Raw genomic sequence first — 21,254 nt, forward strand, 5'->3', positions numbered from 1 at the left:
AATAACAATTCTATGCTTGCATAAGATACCTGGCTCTGCACATCATAAAGCCCTATAGAAGTAGAAATAGGGACTTAATTTTACAATGGCTAACCCTGCTCAATTAGTACGGCACAAGCTGCTCAATACTTTCTTTTCTCGCCATTCAGTCTGGTTTGCCTGCATTCTGATTGCAGTGATTTTTACCACATTCCATATCGGTTATTCGCCGCGTTATATCTATTATTTTATGCCGCAAACTTTGGTGAATACCCTGTGGATTCTGAGTATACTCCTGAGCCTGTTGGGTTTGTATGATGTACTGCAAAACAAGCATTCTATTCTGAAAAACTACCCCATCATGGGACATTTCCGCTTTATCTTCGAAGAATTTCGTCCGGAGATTCGTCAATATTTTATTGAAGCCGACCGCGATGCACTGCCCTTTTCCCGTATGCAACGTAGTCTGGTGTACCAGCGGGCGAAAAATGAAAATTCAGATAAACCTTTCGGTTCAATTCTCAATGTCTATGAAGACAATTATAGATTTGTCAGTCACTCTTTGACGCCATGTAAGGTGGCCGATCCACAAACTTTCCGTATCCTGATCGGCAATGAGCAATGTACACAGCCCTTCTCTGCTTCCATTTTAAATATTTCAGCCATGAGCTTTGGCAGTATGAGTGCCAATGCAATCCGTGCGCTGAATCTCGGCGCTCAAAAAGGTGATTTTTTCCATGATACCGGTGAAGGCAGTATCAGCCCCTATCATCTTGAATATGGGGGCGATCTGGTCTGGGAAATTGGCAGTGGTTATTTTGGCTGCCGTACCTTAGATGGACAGTTTGATCCGGAACGCTTTGCGGCACAAGCCAAATTACCACAAGTAAAAATGATTGAAATCAAGTTATCACAAGGGGCTAAACCCGGACATGGCGGTATTTTACCTAAAAGCAAGATCTCGGAAGAAATTGCCCAAATCCGGGGCATCAGCCGTGAACATGATTGCGTATCACCCTCTAGTCATCCCGCCTTTAGCACCCCGATTGAAATGATGAATTTCATCCAACGATTACGTGAACTTTCCAACGGAAAACCGGTCGGATTCAAGCTATGTCTGGGGCAGCCCTGGCAGTTTATGAGTATGGTCAAAGCCATGCTGCACACCCAGATTTATCCCGATTTCATCGTCGTCGATGGCTCTGAAGGTGGAACGGGCGCTGCACCCATTGAGTTAATCGACTTTGTCGGTGCACCCCTAAGAGAAGGTTTACTATTTGTGCATAATACCCTTGTTGGTGCAGGTTTAAGAGATAAAATCAAAATTGGTGCAAGTGGTAAAATTATTAGTGCATTTGATATTGCCAGCACGCTCGCGATTGGGGCAGATTGGGTGAATTCGGCACGTGGTTTTATGTTTGCCGTCGGCTGTATTCAGGCTCAAAGCTGTCATACCAACCAGTGTCCTGTCGGTGTCACCACACAGGATAAAGATCGTCAAAAGGCCTTACATGTGCCCACCAAAGCAGAGCGCGTATTTCATTATCATAAAAACACCTTACACGCCTTGTCTGAACTGATTGCTTCTGCAGGCCTGAAACACCCTTCGGCGATTAAGGCACATCACTTGGCACAACGTGTGAATAATCACGAAATAAAGAACTTTGCGCAGATTCATTTTTGGTTGAAAGAGGGAGAATTATTATCCTGTGAAAATAAGGATGAGGAGAACTTCTACTTCCGGATGTGGAACCTGGCTAAACTGGATAAATTTTAACTCAATACAGTTAAATTAGAAAAGGCGTTTAATCAAACGCCTTTTTTCACATTGAATTGTAGATCAATAATAGGTTTTACTGCCCTGTGCATGTAGAAAGGCAGGAATCAAGCCGGTCAATGCAGCACGAATATCCGCGCGTTCATTGATCAGTTGATGCGAACCTTCTTCCAGCATCAGTAAGGTCTGGAGACGGAATTTACGTCGGATAAATTCGATATTATAGCGCCAGTCTACGGTCTGATCCTGTGCACCCTGTGCCAGCCAGACCGGAATACGACAGGCCGGACGCGCTTCCATTTCCAGCATCCAGCGCGACATCGCCAGAATCCAGTCCATACCCATCATCCGCGGCTGTAACGGATCTTTAAGCCGGATAAAACGCAGAAACTCCGGATTATGGTTATTGCGTCTGAAATGCCGGGGAACTTCACGCTTGATCCGGCTAATAATGCCCAGCCCGACCGAGTTATGCCACCAGGCTGTTTTCGCAGGACGAATCAGCGGCGATAACAGCAAAACCCGTTCTACAAAAGGATTTTCGCGGCGCTGTGCAAATTCGAGTAAGTGATGCATCCAGATTGCACCACCGGTACTCTGTCCAATTCCCACCCAAGGTTTGGGCAATTGCGCGGCATGTTGTACATAGCGATGTACGGCATGCAAAACCTGCTGATAATGATCAAAATTCTGAATGCTGGCAGGTGAACCATCACTCAGACCATGTCCGGGCAGATCATAGGTCAATACACTAAAACCTTGCTCCAGCAGCTCTTTGACAATCGGCTGATAAATCCCGCTATGTTCCAGATAACCATGCAGCAAGAAAGCAGTGCCCTGAATCTTGTCAAAGCGGGTATTTTCCAGGTTTGGCTCAAATACCTGTACATGCAATTTAAACAATGGCATCTGTACATAGCCTTGCCAGTGTTTGCAGTCCAATAAATCAAAGCCATACAGCTTGCGATAGGATTGCAGATCAATTGGCGGCTCATCACTACGATTCAGGTTTAACGGCGGCAAGAGTTGTGGCGTTATATCCCGGCTTGGGATGGGTAAATCAAGTTGCTTCAGGATCGTGGGATTTAAAAATGGGATATCAGACATTATGGCACCTCCCGACAGTCACTAGATCCAAACCACATATCGCGCATGGTCGCCAACATTTCATAATTGGCACGACGACTATGATCATAATTTTGCGCACTTGGACGCCATCGTGTCAAAGGCTTCGGCATCGGTGCCTCTACCGGAATGGTTTGTATGCCATTTAAAGCAAATAAACGGCGGGTCCGTGGCATATGATAACGATCCGTAATCAGAATCACAGTCGGTGCTCCACCTTTCTTTTGTAATAATAATGAACTGAAACGGGTATTTTCACAGGTATTCATGCTGCGATCTTCCAGCAATTTGGCATCAACATCGTGGTTTTTCAACCAGCGCTGCATATACGGCGCTTCTACACCACTCAGCACAATCGGTAACTGATAATGTTTTTCTACCGCCAGCGTGGTTTCCAGACGTAAACGCGTATAGTGATTGACCACAATCTCTTCACCTTTCTCATCTAGCGTTAAACCGCCACCCAACACCACAATGGCATAAGGCTGGGAGCTATTCGCCGGTTTCACTTGTTGCTGATCTTGTAGTAAAGCCAGGTCCTGCTGAATTTCCTCTTCAGCGGTTTCTTGTACCGAGCTAGCCTCTTCTTGTTCTATAGGATGCGTACTCAGGAACTCAATATATTGTTCAATACGTTCTTTGTTTTCATTGCTGTCCCAGTCCAGCAACTTCCGAACATTTGCAGTCGGATCAACCGGCTCTGTCGGTACTTGTGAATATAATAATGGAACTTGAGCAGGCGGACTTTGCTCTGCCTTTTGACTTTGCTGCTCACGCTGATGTTCTTCAATGACCTGTTGCAGCGCTTTATAACGTGCCTGAATCAGAATCAGGTTGGCAGAATTGTTTTGTTGGATATCCTTTTCCATGACCTTTAAATATGCCTGACGGGCAATCCATAAATCGGAGCCAGGTTCCAGATTTTCATGCTCGCTCAATGCTGCCATTTTCTGGCTTTGCGCTGCTACTTCATTAAGTTCTAAAGATACAAACTGGTTTAAGCCCTTGACGATCATTTGCGAGTAAAAAGGGGTATAAACCAACACCAGTAGACAGCCGAATAGTACAAACAGTCCAGTGACCACTTGTAGCAAACGTACCATCCAATGGGTTTTATTCATATCATTTTTCATCCTGATGAGAACGGATCAATCCATTTTGGTCAAACAATACAGGTTCTGGTTCCAGCAGCAGCTTGAATTTTTCCCAGACCGACTGCTGTACTGCACGATAAGTTTTACGCACATCGGTAAGAGAGGCCTGACCATAATTCACCAAGACCAGCGCCTGTTTATGAAACATGCCGACAGACCCCAACTGTTTGCCCTTCCAGCCAGCCTGATCAATCAGCCAGCCCGCTGCCAGTTTAACTTGAGTATTGGCTTGCTGGTAATGGGGTAAATTCGGGAAAGATGCCGCAATCTGGTCAAAGACCGGCTGATCTACCAGCGGATTTTTAAAAAAACTCCCCACATTGGGAAATTCTTGCGGATCAGGTAATTTGCTTTGACGGATCTGAATCACTTGCTGTTGCAGGTTTTCTGCTGTAAGCGTATCACCGACGGCTGTCTTTAAGTCACCGTAATTCAGTTTCAAATCTGGCTGTTTCAGTAATTTAAAAGTCACATGGGTAATCACATAACGGTTTGGCTCATCTTTAAAAATACTATGTCGATAGGCAAACTGGCAATCTGCTGCGCTAATCGAGCCAAACTGTTTGAGCTGACGATCATAGACTGCAACCGAATCGATAAACTCGCCAACTTCGACGCCATAGGCGCCAATATTCTGTACCGGCGATGCACCAACACGCCCAGGAATCAGGGCCAGATTTTGTAAACCATACAGACCTTGTGCTGTAGTCCAGAGCACGAAGTCATGCCAGCCCTGCCCGCCGCCCACGCGTAAACGTTGCGACTGATCATCGCCATCCAGCATCTCAATGCCCTGAATATCGATATGCAAAACCAGTGCGTGAATCTGTTCAGGCAACAACATATTGCTGCCACCTGACAGAATCAGCACATTTAACTGTTGCTGTTCAGCAAAATCCAGAGCCGCCAGCAGATCATCGGTCGATTGAATATGGGCATAGTGTGAAGCAATGGCTTCTAAATTTAGGGTATTAAAGGGTTTAAGTTGAACCTGAGTTTGAATCTGCATTGCTTAAACCTTGTGTACATTCTGTTTGAAAATTTCAACCCATGCCTGACTGCTGGACTCACACTGATCGAGCACCCGTTCAAAACCATCCGCTTCGCCATAATAAGGATCGGGCAAGGCCTGTTGTGGATAATCCTGATCATGCTCACTCATCAATGCAACGCGTGCACGTAAATGACCGAACTCAGTTTCGGCCAGACGCTGTATATTCTGGATATTAGATAGGTTTTCCAGATCCATTGCCAGAATCAGATCATAATCAATAAAATCATGCGTGGTCAGCTGACGTGCGCGAAGCGTTGACAGATCATAGCCACGTTTCAGTGCATGCTGCTGGCTACGCAGGTCTGGGGCCTTGCCCGGATGATAATTACTGGTTCCAGCAGAATCGACCACAATATTCAGTTGCTGTTCATCACAATAATGTCTGAGTACCACCTCTGCCGTGGGAGAGCGGCAAATATTTCCCAAACAAACACATAACACCTTGTATGGCGTTCTGGATGACATAAACAACCTCAGAGCTACTTTATTTTAAGGATTCTTATGTTAAGTTATTTATATACTGATTCCTATCTCACAACCATAGAATAATCTCGTATTTGCAATAAAAAAATCAAGGATATCGCCATGAATCGTTTTCAGTTTCAAACCGTCCCCAATATCATTGCCGGACTAGGCACGATTCAGGAATTATTTAAAATTCTAAAAAATGGCCGTTATCAACGTCTTCTACTGGTGACTGACCCGGGTATGCTGAAGCAGCAATTACATCTGCCGATTCTGGATATTATTGAATCTGCCGGTCTGGATTATGTGATTTACTCAGATGTTCAGGCTGACCCGCCCGATAACGTAGTGCTTGAAGCAGCAGCTTTTGCAAAGCAGGAAAAGATTGATGTGGTGCTAGGCTTTGGTGGTGGCAGCTCTATGGATGTGGCCAAGCTGATTGCGATTTTGGCGCATCCTGAGCAGCATCAGACGCTTTCCGATCTGTATGGCGTCGATAATGCCACCGGGCCACGTTTAGCTCTAATTCTGGTTCCCACCACAGCCGGAACGGGCTCCGAAGTCACACCAATTTCGATTGTTACTACAGGTGAAACCACCAAAAGCGGCATTGTCGCGCCTATTCTCTATGCCGATATTGCTATTCTGGATGCGACTTTCACTCGGAATTTGCCGGCACAGATTACCGCTGCCACCGGAATCGATGCCATGGTACATGCCATTGAAGCCTATACCTCAAAACACAAGAAAAATCCTTATTCGGATATGCTGGCCAAACAGGCTTTAAGATTATTGAATGCCAATTTGCAACGTGTTCTGCAAGATGGTCATGATCTAGATGCCCGTCAAAATATGCTGGTCGGTTCCATGCTGGCCGGACAAGCCTTTGCCAACGCACCGGTTGCCGCCGTGCATGCGCTGGCTTATCCACTCGGTGGGCATTTTCATCTGTCGCATGGACATAGCAATGCTTTGGTGCTGACCGAAGTCTTAAAATTTAATGCACCTGTAGCCAAACAGCTCTATGCCGAATTGATGACCTGGTTAGATCCCCACAGTAAAGGTTGTCATGATGGACTGACCGATCTGTTTATTGATCATTTTAATAATCATCTGATACAGAGCGGCTTAACCTTAAAATTAAAGCAGTTAAATGTACCAGAACAGATGTTGATGGTTATGGCAGAAGATGCCATGCAACAAAGCCGGCTGTTGCAGAACAATCCACGCGAACTCAAGTTGGATGACGCTTACCAGATTTACCAGGCGATTTATGCCTAAATCTATTTCCACACTAAGCCTTGTCTAGCTGAGAGCGAATCCTGATGAAAGCCACGATCAAACAACGCGAACACTATGCCTTTTTCTTGCCCATTCAGACCCGCTGGGCAGACAATGACCTGTATGGCCACGTCAACAATGTGACTTATTACAGTTATTTTGACACCGCAGCCAATGCCCTGCTGATTCAGGAAGCGGCCTTTGATCCGAAATACTCTCCGATGATTGGGCTGGTGGTCAGCTCCAACTGCCAGTTTAATCAGGAACTGTCTTATCCGGAAATTATTGAAGTGGGCGTGGCCATTGAAAGCATGGGAAATTCATCACTGAGCTACGATCTGGCCATTTTTAAACGCAATTCGGATACAGCTGCAGCTCAGGGTAATTTTGTTCATGTATTTGTCGATCGTGAGACACGAAAAAGCACCCCGATTTCAGCCGCAATGCGGGATGCCTTATCTCGATTTGTTGTGCCTTAAAATCCAGTCTATTTCAGCTGAATATTTTGCAATTCACCATCGAACTGCTGCAACAGGTCACGTACCGCAGGTTCAGCCTGTAACAGCTCTTCAGCGCGTTTAAAGGCACGAGCCTTCCGCTGATGCTGCATGGTATAGGGTGTTAGCTGGTCCACACTTTCAAATTTCACCTGGAAATGAGTTTGCGGCCACTGCTGTTGTAAAGCAGCTTCTAGAGTATGTTGCAGTTGTGTCAAAAGTTGCTGGTATTGCTCAGGGATATGAAAAACGGATTGGCCATTAATCTGTCCGCTCATGACACCATACTGTGCCAGTTCCTGCACTGCTGGAGAAAGCTGGCTGTTACGGAACCAGTATTCCCATTTTTCGACGCTCCACTCACCCTCTAACATTTGCTCAGGGATTTTTAAAATATCCTGTGGCATCAGATTCTGCGTATTTAAATCTTGGGAAATGTCATCCGGTAGCGCAATCTGAATCGGAGCGACTTCTTCAATCACAGGCTGAGCAATCGTTTCCTGTGAAAGTTCCAATTCCGGTGAGGCAAGACTAAATTCCTCATCAGCAGATATTTCTTGTGCTGCTTCGACATGAGTAACAGCATCTACAGGAATAAACTCTTCAAGCAGGAAATCATCCGAGCTGCTGCTTGTCGCCGGTGCTTCTACGCTACTCTCGATTTCATCAAAACCAAACAGGCCTTTGTCGTCATTTGGATCAAAAACGATCTGATCACTAGACTGTACTTCCTCAATCGCTGTCTGAATTACTCCCTGTTGAACAGGCTCAGGTGCATGATCATTAGTGGACTTTTCTTCATGGAGAAAATCATCTGAAGATGGTTCAGGCATTGATGGCGTATAAGCTTCCTCATCCGTCTCATCGTCCAGAGAGAAATCATCAAACACTGGTTCCGCTTCAAATGTTTTTGCTGTGACTGTTTCAGACTGCAATTGTGTCTGAACGGGCTGTTGTAGACGTGTAGGAGAAGCTGCTATTGGTTGAGTTGCGGCTTCATGAACGACTGGAACCTCGCTTGGCTGTAAGGGTCGGAATGCCAATAAGCGTAGCACCGTCATCTCAAAACCTTGTTCCTGAGTCACAGCCAACTGTAAATCAGCGCGTCCCTTACAAGCAACTTGATAATACAGTTGTAAATCCTGAGCCGAAATCAGACCGGATAATTGCATGATCTTTTGATTGATTTCAGCACTATATTTCAGACTTAAATCAGGCAGATATTGTAATAAAGCCAGTTCATGCAAAGTCGAAATTAACTGATCTAAAACCAGTGACACATCCAAAGCCTGCTGACGGAATTGCAGCAACAACTGACTGACCTGTGCTTTCTGGTTCTGGTGAATCGCCAGAATCAGATCATAAATAATGGTCCGGTCAATCAAGCCCAGCATGTCTTTGACATCCTGATGCTGAATCGCACCCTGACCATAGGCAATCGCCTGATCGGTCAGAGACAAGGCATCACGCAAAGAACCTTGAGCAGATTCGGCAATTTGCCAGATGGCATCCTGATCCGACTGAATACTTTCTTGGCCTAAAATCTGGGCCAGATGCTCGGTAATTTCATCAACAGCCAATGGGCGCAAAGTAAACTGCAAACAGCGTGAAATTACTGTAATTGGCAGCTTTTGTGGGTCGGTCGTAGCAAACAGGAACTTGACGTGCGCAGGTGGCTCTTCCAGAGTCTTTAATAAAGCATTGAAAGAATGCGTGGACAGCATGTGCACTTCATCAATCAGGTAAACTTTAAAACGACCTTGAGTCGGTGCATAAGGCACATTGTCGAGCAGCTCGCGAGTATCTTCAACCTTGGTGCGTGAGGCCGCATCGATTTCGATCAAATCGATAAAGCGTCCTTCGTTGACGGCGCTACAAGTCGCACAGACTTCACACGGTGTCGAGGTGATACCGGTCTCACAGTTCAAGCACTTCGCCAAAATACGTGCAATCGTGGTTTTTCCGACACCACGCGTTCCTGTAAACAAATAGGCATGGTGCAAACGGCCACGTTCGAGCGCGCTGGTTAAAGCACGTGAAACATGGTTTTGCCCCACCAATTCATTAAAATTACGAGGACGGTATTTTCGCGCAAGTACTTGATACATGTATGCTCCTTTTTACAGGTCTAAGCATACTGTTTTTTTAGTAAATAGTGAAATGAATGCCGGTTTATAAACAATAAAAATCCCTTGATCAAAATCATTGAAAAAGGGATATAAAACATATATTTTCTTAAAATCAGACCGATTCAAACAGGATAAAGTCACTTTGCATCTGGTAGCGTTTGCCTGTTTGATCTTCACGAATTTCCAGAACCTGCTTTTTCAGATCCACATAAACCAGATTGCGGGTATCGACATTCAGCAGTTCAATCTTTTGTTGCGTATCATCCTGAAAACGAATCGGCCCAGTAATGGTTTCAATCGGGTTATGCCCACTCAAGCTTTCACGTGATAACGTAAAAGTCCGATCATCATGCAAGCTCAAAGCAACAGCCATACCCGGACAATCGTCACAACTTGAAAAACATCCCATACAGGGTGTGGTGCCCTGATAATTCCCGACCCAGGCAGGAATCTGAGCTTTAGCCTCAATAGCAGTATTTGCCGTCGATTGGTTTTGATCCTGGCAGCCAAACAAGGCACTGCTTGCGACCAGAGGAATCATCAGCACTTTTTTCATCACTTCATACCACAGACTGGGAGTCACGCCAAAATAACATATTTTAAGGACTTTACTAAACTCCCCAATCAGGGATATTTAGCGCCAACCTTTACGTCCAGTCAGGACGGCATCAGCACAGCGTAAGGTTTCCTGTGTCAAACCCCACAGACGATAATCTCCGGTCAATGAACCTGTCGGGAAATTATGGGTATAGGCAAAACTTAAATTGCGCTCAGGGTCACACCAGGCTCCCGAACCATTAAAGCCCATATGACCAAAACCTTGCGAAGCTTTACCTAAAGTAAGCACCCGATGATAACCCAATCGCCAGTGCATCGGCAAAGGCATGACTCGATCGCGTTTTTTGCATTGAATCTGACTGAGACGCTGAAAAACTTCAGGCGAGATCAATTGCTGTCCTTGCCATTCGCCGCGGTTGGCCAGCATGGCATAAATTTTTGCCAGACTCTCTGCGGTAAATACTCCATTGGCGGATGGAATGATTGCTTGCAGGCCTTGCTCACTAAAGAAACTGAAATTCCTTATTCCTTTGGGAATCATCGCATCCTGAAAATCCTGCGGATCTTGTCCACTCCAAATCAAAGCCCGCTCCATCAGATTCGGTTTTCTTGATCCTGTTTTTTTCGCAGGCTGCGATTGAGACTTGGCTGCTTTAGCTTTAAAAATCGGCAGTGCTACCCGAGCTAATTCATTGGTCGGCACACTGAAATAAGCACCATTCAACATCAAAGGCTGAACCAGATATGCCTGCATCAGTTCAGTTAAAGTTTTAGCTGTCGCTTTTTCTAATGCACCACCGACCTGCCAGCCAAAGGTCAGCGGTTGATAGGCCGCATCTGTTGCAACTTGAAAACGTGGTTCAGCCGCGGCAATTCGGTCTAGCATCTGCGGCCAGTCGGCCATTTCAGTGGCGTCGGCAATGATATTACGGATATCAAACAATCCGCTTTGATGACTCAGCATATGCGCCAGAGTAATATTTTCTTTACCGTTTTGCGCAAATTCAGGCCAATATTCTGCAACAGGCTGGTCATAATCAACCAGGCCCTGACTGGCCAGAATATGTGCCAGTGTCGCCAGCACACCTTTGCCCGTCGAATAACACAGCGACATGGTATCGGTTTGCCAAGCCTCAGATTCCGATTTTTTCCCGGTATAAATATCGACGACTTTTTGTCCCTGAAAATAGACAACAAGTGCCGCACCACCCTGCTCTGTGCGAGCATGCTGTAGGCGACTAAACTGACGGGCAAGGTCACGGAAATTTTCATTTACCGTTCCTTGGTAATGGGCTGTATCCGCAAATAAATAATCTTTGAGTGGCTGCATCATTCTATCCATAGAATATTGATTTCTTAAAAACAAAAAAGCCTAAATCAGGTTCAGGCTTTTATCGTACTTTAAATTGCGGTCACAGTTCCTGTGACATGCGGCTTCTGATTTTTGCTATTACGAATCAGGATTTCCGTATCATTAGCTGCTTTCGCGGTTAAGAATTGCACTTTGGAAGGCAGATATAAGGGCAGTTTAAACCAGACATCTGCTTCATAGGCATCGGGCAATGCCAGGCTGGACAAAGCTTTAGCCTTGGTCCACATACCATGCGCAATCGCCTGTTTAAATCCGAATGCCTTAGCCATTAGGGCATGAATATGAATCAGGTTAAAGTCGCCGGATGTCATGGCATAACGGCGACCCGTATTTTCTAGAATTTCCCATTCAGCATTCAGCTCATAATCGGGTGTCTTGTTTTCGACGATTTTGGCTGCAGCTTTGCCTTTACTCTTTTGACGGGACAGATAAGTGGTCAAGGCTTCCACCACCACTTCATCACCGACTTTTACTGTGGTGATGAAATCAAACTGTACACCTTTATCATGCGGCTGCAATTCACCAAACTTGCAAGACAATGTGAGAGATTCATTGACTCCGATTTTACGATACTGTTTGACCTGATTGCGGATATGCACCAGACCGAGAACCGGAAAAGGAAAAGCTTCAGCCGTCATCATATGCATTTGCAGGCTTTGTGAAAGAACTGTTAGATAAATGGCTGGAATATAGCCATTATTTTTAAAACCACAAACTTCATTATAGGCTTTCAGATGCTTTTGATCGACCTTGAATGAATCCACCACATATTCAACTTGCGGTAGAACTTTTTCAGCTTTTGGCTTTTTAAAAATCAAGCCCTGAATCACTTTTGGATAGGCTAAATAAGGTTTTGGAAGTTGACTAAAATGGCGAGTATTCATACTGAACCTTTGGAATATTTATCTTTATGACGTCCTTCTTTTTAAAAGAAGGAAGAATATCTTTTTAAATAAATCCCTCCCAACCTCCCTTTAACAAAGGGAGGAGTAGCCCCCTTTTGCAAAGGGGGAATTAGAGGGATTCTAAATTAAGCCCCTAACAAGCTCTGACCACACACACGCACCACATTGCCATTCAAACCTGAAGAGGCAGTCGAGGCAAACATCGCAATCGCTTCTGCCACATCAGCAGGATGACCACCCTGACTCATGGAATTCATACGGCGTCCAGCTTCACGGATGGCAAATGGAATTGCTGCTGTCATTTGCGTTTCAATAAAACCCGGTGCCACAGCATTAATGGTTATACCATTTTTTAATGTCGGTGCTGTGAATTTCACCACACCAATCACACCTGCTTTAGAGGCTGCATAGTTGGTTTGACCCAGATTACCTGCAATACCTGAAATAGAAGATACACAGATAATACGGCCATTTGCATTTAGACCATCGTTGCAGAGCAAGTAATCATTGACGCGTTCAATTGCTGACAGGTTGATGTTAATGACCAGATCCCAAAGCTCAGGCTTCATATTGGCCAAAGTCTTGTCGCGGGTAATCCCGGCATTATGCACGATAATATCCAGACCACCCTGCGCCGCTGCCGCCTGTTTGATTTTCTCACCCGCATCGGCTGCAGTAATGTCAATCGCTAGTGTAGAGCCGCCAATTTCACCAGCGACACGATCCAGATCTGCCTGCTGTTGTGGGACATCCAGACAAATCACATGTGCGCCATCACGTGCCAGCACATGAGCAATCGCCTCACCAATACCACGGCTTGCTCCAGTTACTACTGCCGTTTTTCCTGCCAGTGGCTTACTCCAGTCCAAGTCTACTTGTGCTGCTGCCGATACACGAATAACCTGACCAGACACATAGGCAGAGCGTGGAGAAATTGCAAAACGTAGCACAGACTCAAGATTGGCTTCGGCACCTGCATCGACATAAATCAGGTTGGCTGCAATACCCTTTTTAAATTCTTTGCCCACAGATTTGACAAAACCTTCGAGCGCACGTTGTGCAATGGCCTGACTCACAGATTTTGCAGATTCAGGTGTTGTGCCGATCACGACCACACGACCAGAACTTTGAATCTGACGCGCAATCGGATTAAAGAATTCATAAAGTGATTTTAGTTGCTCTGAATTTTCAATACCAGAAGCATCAAAAATAACCACTTTAAATTTGGATTCTTTATCGCCAGTATTAAATGCATTCAGGTTCAGACCTGATTTCGCTGCTGCCTGTTGCAGTTCCGCATTATTGCCTGCATAGCTATTGGCATGAATATTTGCCAACACCTGAGCAATAGAACCGGTCAATACACTCGCAGGTGCAGCACCGAATAACACAGCGCCTTTTACCACTGGCGTTGCAGACTCGAAACGGTCTAGGGAAATTGGGGATGGCAGGCCCAGATTTTTAATGACAAATTTACCAATAGGAGATTTTGCGAAAGTTTGGTACTGATCAGTCATGTTTATTATCTCTCATACAAATTAATTTTTGATCGATCTAAAGTTATCCTTTAACTTCAATATAATGCCAGATACTTATATTGCAATAGATCTACCAGATTCTACCCAATCATACTTGAGATATCTGGCAGATGACTTGACCTGAGCGCAGTCTGCAATGTCATTGTAGTCAATACAGCATATACTCATCTATGCTAATGTAAGCCACAAGAAGACGATCAATTTGCTTGGAAAAGCCTTATGAGCAAAACAACTCAAGAAAATCCAGCAGTCGAGAATTCCGCATCTCCAGCTGTGTCAAAATCATCAACGCGTGCTAAGCGTAGCACTAAAAACACGGATACAGCCGCTGCTGCAACAAAAAGTCCGGCTAAAACTCCGCGTACCCGTCGTACAGCGAGCAGTAGCAGTCAGACGACATCAACTCAAACAGATTCAGTTTCAAAAACACAGCCTTCTGTTCAACAGGATAATAATATGAGCCAAAACACAGTTCGCCGCGTTGCTATTCTTGGTGGCAACCGTATTCCATTTGCACGTTCGAATGGTGCCTATTTTACTGCCTCTAACTCGGACATGCTGACCGCAGCATTAAATGGTCTGGTAGAGCGCTTTAATCTGCAAGGTCAACGTGTCGGTGAAGTGGTTGCAGGTGCTGTCCTGAAGCATAGCCGTGACTTTAACCTGACTCGTGAATGTGTTCTGGATACGGCACTGGCACCAGAAACCCCAGCTTATGATATCCAGCAGGCGTGTGGTACGGGTTTACAAGCTGCATTTTTAGTGGCAAACAAGATTGCACTGGGCCAAATTGAAGTAGGAATCGCCGGTGGTGTAGATACCACCTCTGATGCGCCCATTGCATTGGGTGACGGTTTACGTAAAGCGCTGCTTGAATTGAACATTGCCAAAACTGCCAAAGACCGTTTAAAAGCCTTGACCAAAATTAATGTCAAAGAATTGATGGACGCACCTAAAAATGGTGAGCCACGTACTGGCTTGTCTATGGGTGATCATCAGGCGATTACCACACTGGAATGGGGTATTTCCCGTGAAGCGCAAGATGAACTTGCTGCATCTTCACACCAGAAAATGGCAGCAGCTTATGAAGAAGGTTTCTTTGATGATCTGATCACGCCATTCCTGGGTTTAGAGCGTGACAATAACCTGCGTGCTGATTCTTCAGTCGAGAAACTGGCGAAGCTTAAACCTGCGTTTGGTAAGGGCGATGCGCGTACCATGACTGCGGGTAACTCTACCCCACTGACAGATGGTGCTTCTTGCGTTCTGCTAGCGTCTGAAGAATGGGCAAAAGCCAATGGTCATGAAGTTTTGGCTTATCTGACTTTTCAGGAAACTGCAGCAGTTGATTTCGTCGAGAAGAAAGAAGGTTTATTGATGGCACCTGCTTATGCTGTTCCTCGCATGCTGGAACGTGCGGGCCTAAAACTTCAGGACTTCGACTATTATGAAATTCATGAAGCATTTGCTTCTCAAGTGCTGTCTACTTTAAAGGCATGGGAAGATCCAGCATTCTGTAAAGAGCGTTTAGGTCTGGATGCGCCACTCGGTTCAATTGACCGTGCAAAACTGAACGTGAAAGGCTCATCACTTGCAGCCGGTCATCCCTTTGCAGCAACTGGTGGTCGTATTATTGCGACGGCAGCCAAACTGATTGCTCAAAAAGGTTCAGGTCGTGTACTGGTATCGATCTGTGCTGCCGGTGGTCAGGGTGTTACAGCGATTATTGAAAAATAAGCTGCTACCTTGATTCAAAAAAGCTCCTCGATTGAGGAGCTTTTTTATACCTTTTACCTACTGTATTGGCATTGGATTATTTTTAAAGTATTCGTCAATTTTATTCCAAGGTGCTGTTGATGCTACACCCCTCACAATGTTTTGATTAACCCCCTGGCACAGCGCTGCATCGGGAGTGAGGTGGAATGCGTTAACATTTGGATCCATATAAGGCAGTGAACCAGGACGGCGCTGGAAGTAGAAGTTCAACCAATCCACCATCGGCTCGAAGCCATGTGATGACATCGCCCATGCGCTATTATGTCCCCCCCAATGATGTCCGAATTCATGCGCAATAATACGAAAACCTGATAAACGATAGTGACCATAGAATAGCCAAGTATCGACACCCAGCACGGTACCGCCACCAAGACCACCACCCATATTGGTAATACCAAGATTAATCTCGTTACGATTTAAAATCTCTTTGTAGATACGAACATAGTCTTCAGGCATATAAATACCGTTTGGCCCATCGACTTGACCTGCATTACCAAAGAAATCATGGCCCATCACTGCTTTATGATTAAACCAGAGGTTTTCAAATTCAGGGGTACTGAGCATGTATGCTAAGTTCGTCATCATGATGACCCATTCACGCGCATAGACAGGCGTTACTCGACACCATTTGCCTGGTTCGTCATATTTACCAAAATAGATTTTCCATTTTGCCTGAATTTTATTGAGCTTTTTCACATGCTCGTCTGTTTCAGAAGTCACATGTAAATCGAAAATATCACTTGGTATCAGCGTGGTCTGACTTAAACCTGCCAACTGAATTGAACCACTGCCATCTGCAAGCGGGAAGTGGGATTGATCATTCAATTTAATATTAAATTTTGCAGTGGAAAATGGCGTAAGCTCATCTAAATCTGCAAGTATAACCCAATCATCTGAATGACGGATTTTGGCGCGAATTTGTAAATTTCGAACAGGAACAGCGCTATAACTTTTAAGCGTTAAAGCGTTGCTACTCAGCTCTGCCGATAAAATCCGATTCATATACACATGACGTTCAGCACTATTGGTCAGCGCCTCCCAAGATTCACCATCTTGCAATACACGTGTTTGATTTTGTGCTTTAGATTCAGTCAACAATAATGCAGAACTCAGCTGTTTGGTCTTATTTTGCTGTAATGTGACCATTGGCAAGAGCTTAACCCTTTGATTAGACAAATGAATCAACTGTTGGCCATACACCGCAACATCACCTGCTCTTTCGATATGACTGCTTTCAGCTTGCCCTTTCAGGATATATTTTTTGAATTGGTCGATATTGTGCTTTGGCAGAATTGATTTTAAGCCAAATTCCTGAGTAGGATATGTTGCTATCGAACCATCATTCCTTGCGGTATACACAGTACCGTCATCATGACGGTGTAAAAGGGTCGCAAGATTTGACTCTGTCAAAATAGGTGCAATGTGAGTGTCATTTTCACGAATTTGGTTAATGTCATGCACATAAGTTTTACCGTTTGGAAGGCTGGTATACAGATGATCTCGCATGACTTCCATACGTGCATTACAGTTACGACCACAATCAGGAAGACTGAGCCGAGCAAACTTTTTCGCTTTTAAATGGTTTTGTGCAATAGCATCGCTTTGACGCCAGACATTAATACGACCTTCGATATCGGGGACATAGATATAGTGGTCATCTGCGGTAACAGCATTACTGTGAACTAAAGCATGGTTCACTGTATCGCCCCACCAAACGCCAGTTCCTAGCGCCATCACAAAGCTCGGTTGAGGCTGTGAAATATCTAGAATATCGACACGGTTAGAACCATAACTGGCCACATATAAGCGTTCTGCATGGATTTCGATATCTGCAAGACTGTCCCATTTTTTTGCTAAGCCTTCAATTTTTAATGGGTCAATTGCACTCAGCGCACGTTTTTGTTTTAAATCATAACGTAAAATTTTTGATTCTGATTGGCTATTGGCGATATACAATACATCACCAGTTCGTACCAGGGCTGTAGGATTCCATGTACTTAAACCGAAATCTTGAGCAGTAAGTTCCGAACCCACATCCAAGACTTTAAATTCTGAAATTTTGGTAAATTGAGCATTATTTCCTGTTGATGGATTAGAGCCAGCCGTACCTGACCCAGGCTTAGATGCATGGCTGTCATTCTCACCACCACCGCCGCCACAAGCAGTCATGAGTAAGGCAATGCTTAAACTCAACAAGCTATATTTTAACTTCATAATTCCCCTTAGATGCAAATGCATAAAAACTTCTGCTCTTATAAAGGGGTTTAAGATGAATACCAAGTCGAATAAGTGTGCTATGTGTCAAAGAAATACTGCTGTTTACTAGATTCCCCACATAAAGCACAAGTAACATTAGCTGTGCTTTATTTTTTTCTATGCTTTTCTTATTATATTTTTCGATGCTCAGGCTGATATCCAAGCATTTCTTCTATCGAATCATAACACCACTGAAAAATGAAGGTATATACCAGAATACACAAGGTCAGGCTAAAATCGAGCACAATCGCCTGCCATAGCCCCATGTTCATCGCATAGGCCACCATTGGAATGGTGGCGAGCATTAAACCACCTTCAAAGCCAATCGCATGTAAAATACGCACTCGAATCGTTCGTTTCAGTTGACGTTTCGCTTCAAATTTTTCGAAATAATGATTAAACAGCATATTCCAGATGACAGAGGTCACGGCCATCACAATTCCCAGTGCACCTGTGACTTCTAGCGGCATATTAAAAATAAGACTCAAAGCTATCGCAATGATCACCAACAGGATGACTTCATAGCTAAGCGCATGCACAAGTCGTCTTTTGGAAATCAACATTTTCATTACTCGGTTTTTTATCAATAATCGCGCATATTATGTTCTTTAAACTGATTAATCGAGTTAGAATATTTCAATAAAATTGATAGATAAGATTGCATGAATATTAATCAGGAACAACTCACTGTATTTAAAACTGTGATGGAAACCGGTTCATTCTCTGCAGCTGCACGAAAATTGGGCAAAGTTCCCTCTGCCATTAGCATGTCAATTGCGAATTTAGAAATTGATCTGAATCTGCAACTGTTCCAGCGTATTGGGCGTGAACCTGTGCCAACGGAGCAGGCACAGACACTGTATGAAAGAACAGAACAGCTGTTAATCGAAATGAATCAGTGGAAACAGCATGCGCTTGCCCTAAGTTCAGGCCTGGAGTCTGAACTGAATATCGTCATCGTTTCTGAATTACTGCATACGCGCTGGACTGATTATGTCGTTCTGGTGGAACAGCAATTTCCCGAGCTTCAGATTAATGTCTTTGGTGCACCTCAGGAAGATGCGCAACAGATGCTCTTGGATGGTAGCGCACAACTGGCATTAATGTTTGAGCGGGAACAACTCGATGCACGTGAACAGTTTGTGGAATTAAAGCGTGAAGTCTTGATTCCTGTCGCAGCCAAGCAGCATGTACTGAGTCAATACGATCAGGTCAGCTTTGAACAGATTCTAAATAGCCGTCAAATTGTGGTGGCGAGCCGTGACCGTAATATTAAACCTGAATTATTATATTCCCGTCATTACTGGCGCACTGACAATCATCATTCTGCCTGTAGCATGATTCAACAGGGTTTGGGTTGGGGTGTTCTCCCGCAGGAAATGCTAAAAAAACAGCCGAATTTACAGCAAAATCTGCAAGTGCTGAATCTGCTCGATTTCACCCCAAAGTTTGAATATTTTATCGATCTGGTCTGGAGTCGGGAAAGCAACTTGGGCACAGCTGCTCATTTTTTGATTAATCATCTGCGAAATCAGCGTAAAAGTAGCAAATAATCACAGAAACACCACTTCAGTCTACTTGGTAAATACAGGGTTTATGATATAAAAGTATGCATAAGCAATAACCATAGAACTAGATCGTAATGACATTAACCGCATTAGACCAATTAAAAAACTTGACCACAATTGTGGCGGATAGCAGTGACTTGAGCGCAATTGAAAAATTTCGTCCTCTGGATGCAACCACCAATCCATCACTGATTACAGCAGCGGCCAGTCAAGTTGAGAACAAGGCCCTGATTGAAGCGGCCTATCAGCAGGCGCAGCAGGAAGGCTATGCGGATGATGCCCTAATTGAACGTACCATTGATATTTTGACCGTCAAATTCGGCGTTGAAATCTTGAAATTAATTGAAGGGCGTGTTTCGACTGAAGTCGATGCGTCCCTGTCTTTTGATACTGCTGCCACCATCGCAAAAGCCAAAGAGTTACTGGCACTATATGCGCAGTATGGGATTGACTCCGATCGCATCCTGATCAAGATTGCATCAACCTGGGAAGGCATTCAGGCCGCAAGAACCTTAGAAGAAGAAGGCATTCATACCAACCTGACCCTGTTATTTGGCCAGCATCAGGCCCATGCCTGCGCTGATGCCAAAGTTACTTTAATTTCACCTTTTGTTGGCCGGATTCTGGACTGGTACAAGAAGGCTGAAGGTGTGGATGCTTATCCAATCGAAAAAGATCCTGGCGTGTTATCGGTTAAAAGTATTTATGAGTTTTATAAAGCCCATGGCATTCAAACCGAAATTATGGGCGCCAGCTTCCGCAGTATCGATCAGGTCTTGGGCTTGAGCGGTTGTGACCTTCTTACCGTTGCACCAAATCTACTGGCAGAACTGAACCATGATCAACGTGAAGTTCAGCTGCAACTTTCAGCGACAGCTATTACTGTGCAGGGTGAACTGAGTCCGATCAGTCAGGCAGCATTTCTGGAACAGCTGAAGCAGGATCAAATGGCCAGTGAACTGTTACAAGGCGGTATTCAGGGTTTCATCAAAGCGCGTGAGCAACTGGCTGCGCTATTAGGTCAAACCTTTCTCAATCCCGTTGAAAGCTAAGCTAAAATCTTAGAAATTTTACCAGCCGATGTTGCTATAATGCCGCATCGGCTTTTTCTTGTGCGAATTCTTCGTGTTTGGTATTACAGATCTCAGTACCTTTATCATTGGTACCACCTTAATTGTGCTCTTGCCCGGCCCCAATTCCCTTTATGTCATGTCCATTGCCTCACGTTTTGGTATCAAGACAGGTTATTTAGGTGCTCTGGGAGTGTATACCGGTGACATGATTCTGATTTTATGTACTGCTTTGGGGGCTGCATCTTTATTGCATGCTTTTCCAATCCTGTTTATTACTTTGAAGATTATCGGCGCCATCTACCTGAGTTATCTGGGGATGAAGTTATTAATTGCCGCCTATAAAACCATTCGTCCAACAGAAAAAGTGACGATTCCGCAGATGAATGCGGCTGATGCTAAAGCTTCGTCTATTCAGCCATTTCGTACTGCATTGACCATCAGTATTTTAAATCCAAAAGCGATTCTGTTTTATCTGTCATTTTTTGTGCAATTTGTTGATCCTCGCTATCCTTATCCGGCATTGACTTTCATTCTATTGGCTTTGATCTTGCAATTGATTAGCATGACCTATCTGTCCATTCTGATTTTCTCAGGGGTAAAACTGGCCTCCTATTTCAACCAGCATTACAAACTGACAGCCAGTTGTGTGGCCATAGTCGGCATTTTATTCTGTGGTTTTGGGATGAAGCTAGCCAGCTCTACCTTATAAAAGCTTGAAACAGATATTGTCTAAATACGTGAAAAGCG

18 protein-coding genes are annotated in these 21,254 nt (G+C 44.5%); 7 read left to right on the plus strand and 11 right to left on the minus strand.

All coding sequences use genetic code 11. The features are described from left to right. Window positions 1-85: 85 nt before the first annotated feature. Window positions 86-1,756, plus strand: coding sequence for an FMN-binding glutamate synthase family protein (locus FTU40_RS06105; RefSeq protein ID WP_005097253.1), 1,671 nt, complete (start codon window positions 86-88; stop codon window positions 1,754-1,756). Window positions 1,757-1,819: 63 nt separating this feature from the next. Here the strand turns inward: FTU40_RS06105 and FTU40_RS06110 are convergent, their stop codons facing one another. The 4 genes from FTU40_RS06110 to FTU40_RS06125 are packed head-to-tail and all read right to left on the minus strand — an operon-like array spanning window position 1,820 to window position 5,554. Beyond that, window positions 1,820-2,863, minus strand: coding sequence for an alpha/beta hydrolase (locus FTU40_RS06110; protein ID WP_005097254.1), 1,044 nt, complete (start codon window positions 2,861-2,863; stop codon window positions 1,820-1,822). After that, a complete protein-coding gene (locus tag FTU40_RS06115; RefSeq protein ID WP_100535329.1) occupies window positions 2,863-4,002 on the minus strand; it encodes a YdcF family protein in 1,140 nt (379 codons plus the stop codon). The genes FTU40_RS06110 and FTU40_RS06115 overlap by 1 nt, the downstream gene beginning before the upstream one ends. Before the next feature lies 1 nt (window position 4,003). Further along, window positions 4,004-5,044 carry a UDP-N-acetylmuramate dehydrogenase gene (gene murB / locus FTU40_RS06120; protein ID WP_005170480.1) on the minus strand — a complete coding sequence of 347 codons (1,041 nt, stop codon included), beginning with the start codon at window positions 5,042-5,044 and terminating at the stop codon, window positions 4,004-4,006. Window positions 5,045-5,047: 3 nt separating this feature from the next. Continuing rightward, window positions 5,048-5,554, minus strand: a complete 507-nt coding sequence (locus FTU40_RS06125; RefSeq protein ID WP_005170478.1) for a low molecular weight protein-tyrosine-phosphatase — start codon at window positions 5,552-5,554, stop codon at window positions 5,048-5,050. A gap of 120 nt (window positions 5,555-5,674) precedes the next feature. Between FTU40_RS06125 and FTU40_RS06130 the strand changes: the two genes are divergently transcribed. Further along, the gene (locus tag FTU40_RS06130; RefSeq protein WP_005170476.1) at window positions 5,675-6,835 is read left to right on the plus strand and encodes an iron-containing alcohol dehydrogenase; all 1,161 of its coding nucleotides are present in this window, start codon (window positions 5,675-5,677) and stop codon (window positions 6,833-6,835) included. Window positions 6,836-6,879: 44 nt separating this feature from the next. After that, complete coding sequence (locus FTU40_RS06135) at window positions 6,880-7,314, plus strand: thioesterase family protein (RefSeq protein WP_100329603.1); 435 nt, start codon at window positions 6,880-6,882, stop codon at window positions 7,312-7,314. Between the two features lie 8 nt (window positions 7,315-7,322). Here FTU40_RS06135 and dnaX read toward each other — a convergent pair whose 3' ends face one another. The 5 genes from dnaX to FTU40_RS06160 all read right to left on the minus strand — a co-directional run bounded on the left by dnaX (window position 7,323) and on the right by FTU40_RS06160 (window position 13,813). Further along, the gene (gene dnaX / locus FTU40_RS06140; RefSeq protein WP_180040165.1) at window positions 7,323-9,440 is read right to left on the minus strand and encodes a DNA polymerase III subunit gamma/tau; all 2,118 of its coding nucleotides are present in this window, start codon (window positions 9,438-9,440) and stop codon (window positions 7,323-7,325) included. Window positions 9,441-9,573: 133 nt separating this feature from the next. After that, the gene (locus tag FTU40_RS06145) at window positions 9,574-10,017 is read right to left on the minus strand and encodes a copper resistance protein NlpE N-terminal domain-containing protein (RefSeq protein ID WP_034608473.1); all 444 of its coding nucleotides are present in this window, start codon (window positions 10,015-10,017) and stop codon (window positions 9,574-9,576) included. A 78-nt stretch (window positions 10,018-10,095) separates the two neighbouring features. After that, the gene (locus tag FTU40_RS06150) at window positions 10,096-11,349 is read right to left on the minus strand and encodes a serine hydrolase domain-containing protein (protein WP_373686047.1); all 1,254 of its coding nucleotides are present in this window, start codon (window positions 11,347-11,349) and stop codon (window positions 10,096-10,098) included. A gap of 71 nt (window positions 11,350-11,420) precedes the next feature. Continuing rightward, window positions 11,421-12,275 (minus strand): MaoC/PaaZ C-terminal domain-containing protein, encoded by an 855-nt coding sequence (locus FTU40_RS06155; RefSeq protein ID WP_005170469.1) that lies wholly within the window; start codon window positions 12,273-12,275, stop codon window positions 11,421-11,423. Between the two features lie 146 nt (window positions 12,276-12,421). Beyond that, window positions 12,422-13,813, minus strand: a complete 1,392-nt coding sequence (locus FTU40_RS06160) for a 3-oxoacyl-ACP reductase (protein ID WP_180040169.1) — start codon at window positions 13,811-13,813, stop codon at window positions 12,422-12,424. A gap of 240 nt (window positions 13,814-14,053) precedes the next feature. Between FTU40_RS06160 and FTU40_RS06165 the strand changes: the two genes are divergently transcribed. Then, entirely contained in the window at window positions 14,054-15,571 is a 1,518-nt protein-coding gene (locus tag FTU40_RS06165; protein WP_074383233.1) for an acetyl-CoA C-acetyltransferase, read from the plus strand. 57 nt (window positions 15,572-15,628) lie between these two features. Here the strand turns inward: FTU40_RS06165 and FTU40_RS06170 are convergent, their stop codons facing one another. Together FTU40_RS06170 and aceI are read right to left on the minus strand one after the other, a co-directional pair. Next, window positions 15,629-17,824, minus strand: a complete 2,196-nt coding sequence (locus tag FTU40_RS06170; protein WP_180040172.1) for a beta-propeller fold lactonase family protein — start codon at window positions 17,822-17,824, stop codon at window positions 15,629-15,631. Between the two features lie 173 nt (window positions 17,825-17,997). Then, the gene (aceI, locus tag FTU40_RS06175; protein WP_005170461.1) at window positions 17,998-18,429 is read right to left on the minus strand and encodes a chlorhexidine efflux PACE transporter AceI; all 432 of its coding nucleotides are present in this window, start codon (window positions 18,427-18,429) and stop codon (window positions 17,998-18,000) included. A 99-nt stretch (window positions 18,430-18,528) separates the two neighbouring features. Between aceI and FTU40_RS06180 the strand changes: the two genes are divergently transcribed. From FTU40_RS06180 to leuE, 3 genes are all read left to right on the plus strand, one after another. Continuing rightward, window positions 18,529-19,419: a LysR family transcriptional regulator gene (locus FTU40_RS06180; RefSeq protein WP_005170459.1), complete on the plus strand. Its 891-nt coding sequence runs from the start codon at window positions 18,529-18,531 to the stop codon at window positions 19,417-19,419. A gap of 89 nt (window positions 19,420-19,508) precedes the next feature. Continuing rightward, on the plus strand, window positions 19,509-20,486 hold the full coding sequence (gene tal, locus FTU40_RS06185; RefSeq protein ID WP_180040174.1) for a transaldolase: 978 nt from the start codon (window positions 19,509-19,511) through the stop codon (window positions 20,484-20,486). A gap of 73 nt (window positions 20,487-20,559) precedes the next feature. Then, complete coding sequence (leuE, locus tag FTU40_RS06190; protein ID WP_005097277.1) at window positions 20,560-21,216, plus strand: leucine efflux protein LeuE; 657 nt, start codon at window positions 20,560-20,562, stop codon at window positions 21,214-21,216. Window positions 21,217-21,254 lie beyond the last annotated feature (38 nt).

The organism is Acinetobacter sp. YH12100, from assembly GCF_013419135.1.
Classification (GTDB): domain Bacteria; phylum Pseudomonadota; class Gammaproteobacteria; order Pseudomonadales; family Moraxellaceae; genus Acinetobacter; species Acinetobacter pseudolwoffii.

Excerpts from the sequence above, each read along its gene's own strand:
- FTU40_RS06145 (WP_034608473.1), bottom strand. The coding sequence starts at position 10,017 with ATGAAAAAAGTGCTGATGATTCCTCTGGTCGCAAGCAGTGCCTTGTTT.
- tal (WP_180040174.1), top strand. The coding sequence starts at position 19,509 with ATGACATTAACCGCATTAGACCAATTAAAAAACTTGACCACAATTGTG.
- FTU40_RS06105 (WP_005097253.1), top strand. The coding sequence starts at position 86 with ATGGCTAACCCTGCTCAATTAGTACGGCACAAGCTGCTCAATACTTTC.
- FTU40_RS06180 (WP_005170459.1), top strand. The coding sequence starts at position 18,529 with ATGAATATTAATCAGGAACAACTCACTGTATTTAAAACTGTGATGGAA.
- FTU40_RS06110 (WP_005097254.1), bottom strand. The coding sequence starts at position 2,863 with ATGTCTGATATCCCATTTTTAAATCCCACGATCCTGAAGCAACTTGAT.
- FTU40_RS06160 (WP_180040169.1), bottom strand. The coding sequence starts at position 13,813 with ATGACTGATCAGTACCAAACTTTCGCAAAATCTCCTATTGGTAAATTT.
- FTU40_RS06150 (WP_373686047.1), bottom strand. The coding sequence starts at position 11,349 with ATGCAGCCACTCAAAGATTATTTATTTGCGGATACAGCCCATTACCAA.
- FTU40_RS06125 (WP_005170478.1), bottom strand. The coding sequence starts at position 5,554 with ATGTCATCCAGAACGCCATACAAGGTGTTATGTGTTTGTTTGGGAAAT.
- FTU40_RS06135 (WP_100329603.1), top strand. The coding sequence starts at position 6,880 with ATGAAAGCCACGATCAAACAACGCGAACACTATGCCTTTTTCTTGCCC.
- FTU40_RS06115 (WP_100535329.1), bottom strand. The coding sequence starts at position 4,002 with ATGAATAAAACCCATTGGATGGTACGTTTGCTACAAGTGGTCACTGGA.
- aceI (WP_005170461.1), bottom strand. The coding sequence starts at position 18,429 with ATGTTGATTTCCAAAAGACGACTTGTGCATGCGCTTAGCTATGAAGTC.
- FTU40_RS06165 (WP_074383233.1), top strand. The coding sequence starts at position 14,054 with ATGAGCAAAACAACTCAAGAAAATCCAGCAGTCGAGAATTCCGCATCT.
- FTU40_RS06130 (WP_005170476.1), top strand. The coding sequence starts at position 5,675 with ATGAATCGTTTTCAGTTTCAAACCGTCCCCAATATCATTGCCGGACTA.
- FTU40_RS06170 (WP_180040172.1), bottom strand. The coding sequence starts at position 17,824 with ATGAAGTTAAAATATAGCTTGTTGAGTTTAAGCATTGCCTTACTCATG.
- dnaX (WP_180040165.1), bottom strand. The coding sequence starts at position 9,440 with ATGTATCAAGTACTTGCGCGAAAATACCGTCCTCGTAATTTTAATGAA.
- FTU40_RS06155 (WP_005170469.1), bottom strand. The coding sequence starts at position 12,275 with ATGAATACTCGCCATTTTAGTCAACTTCCAAAACCTTATTTAGCCTAT.
- murB (WP_005170480.1), bottom strand. The coding sequence starts at position 5,044 with ATGCAGATTCAAACTCAGGTTCAACTTAAACCCTTTAATACCCTAAAT.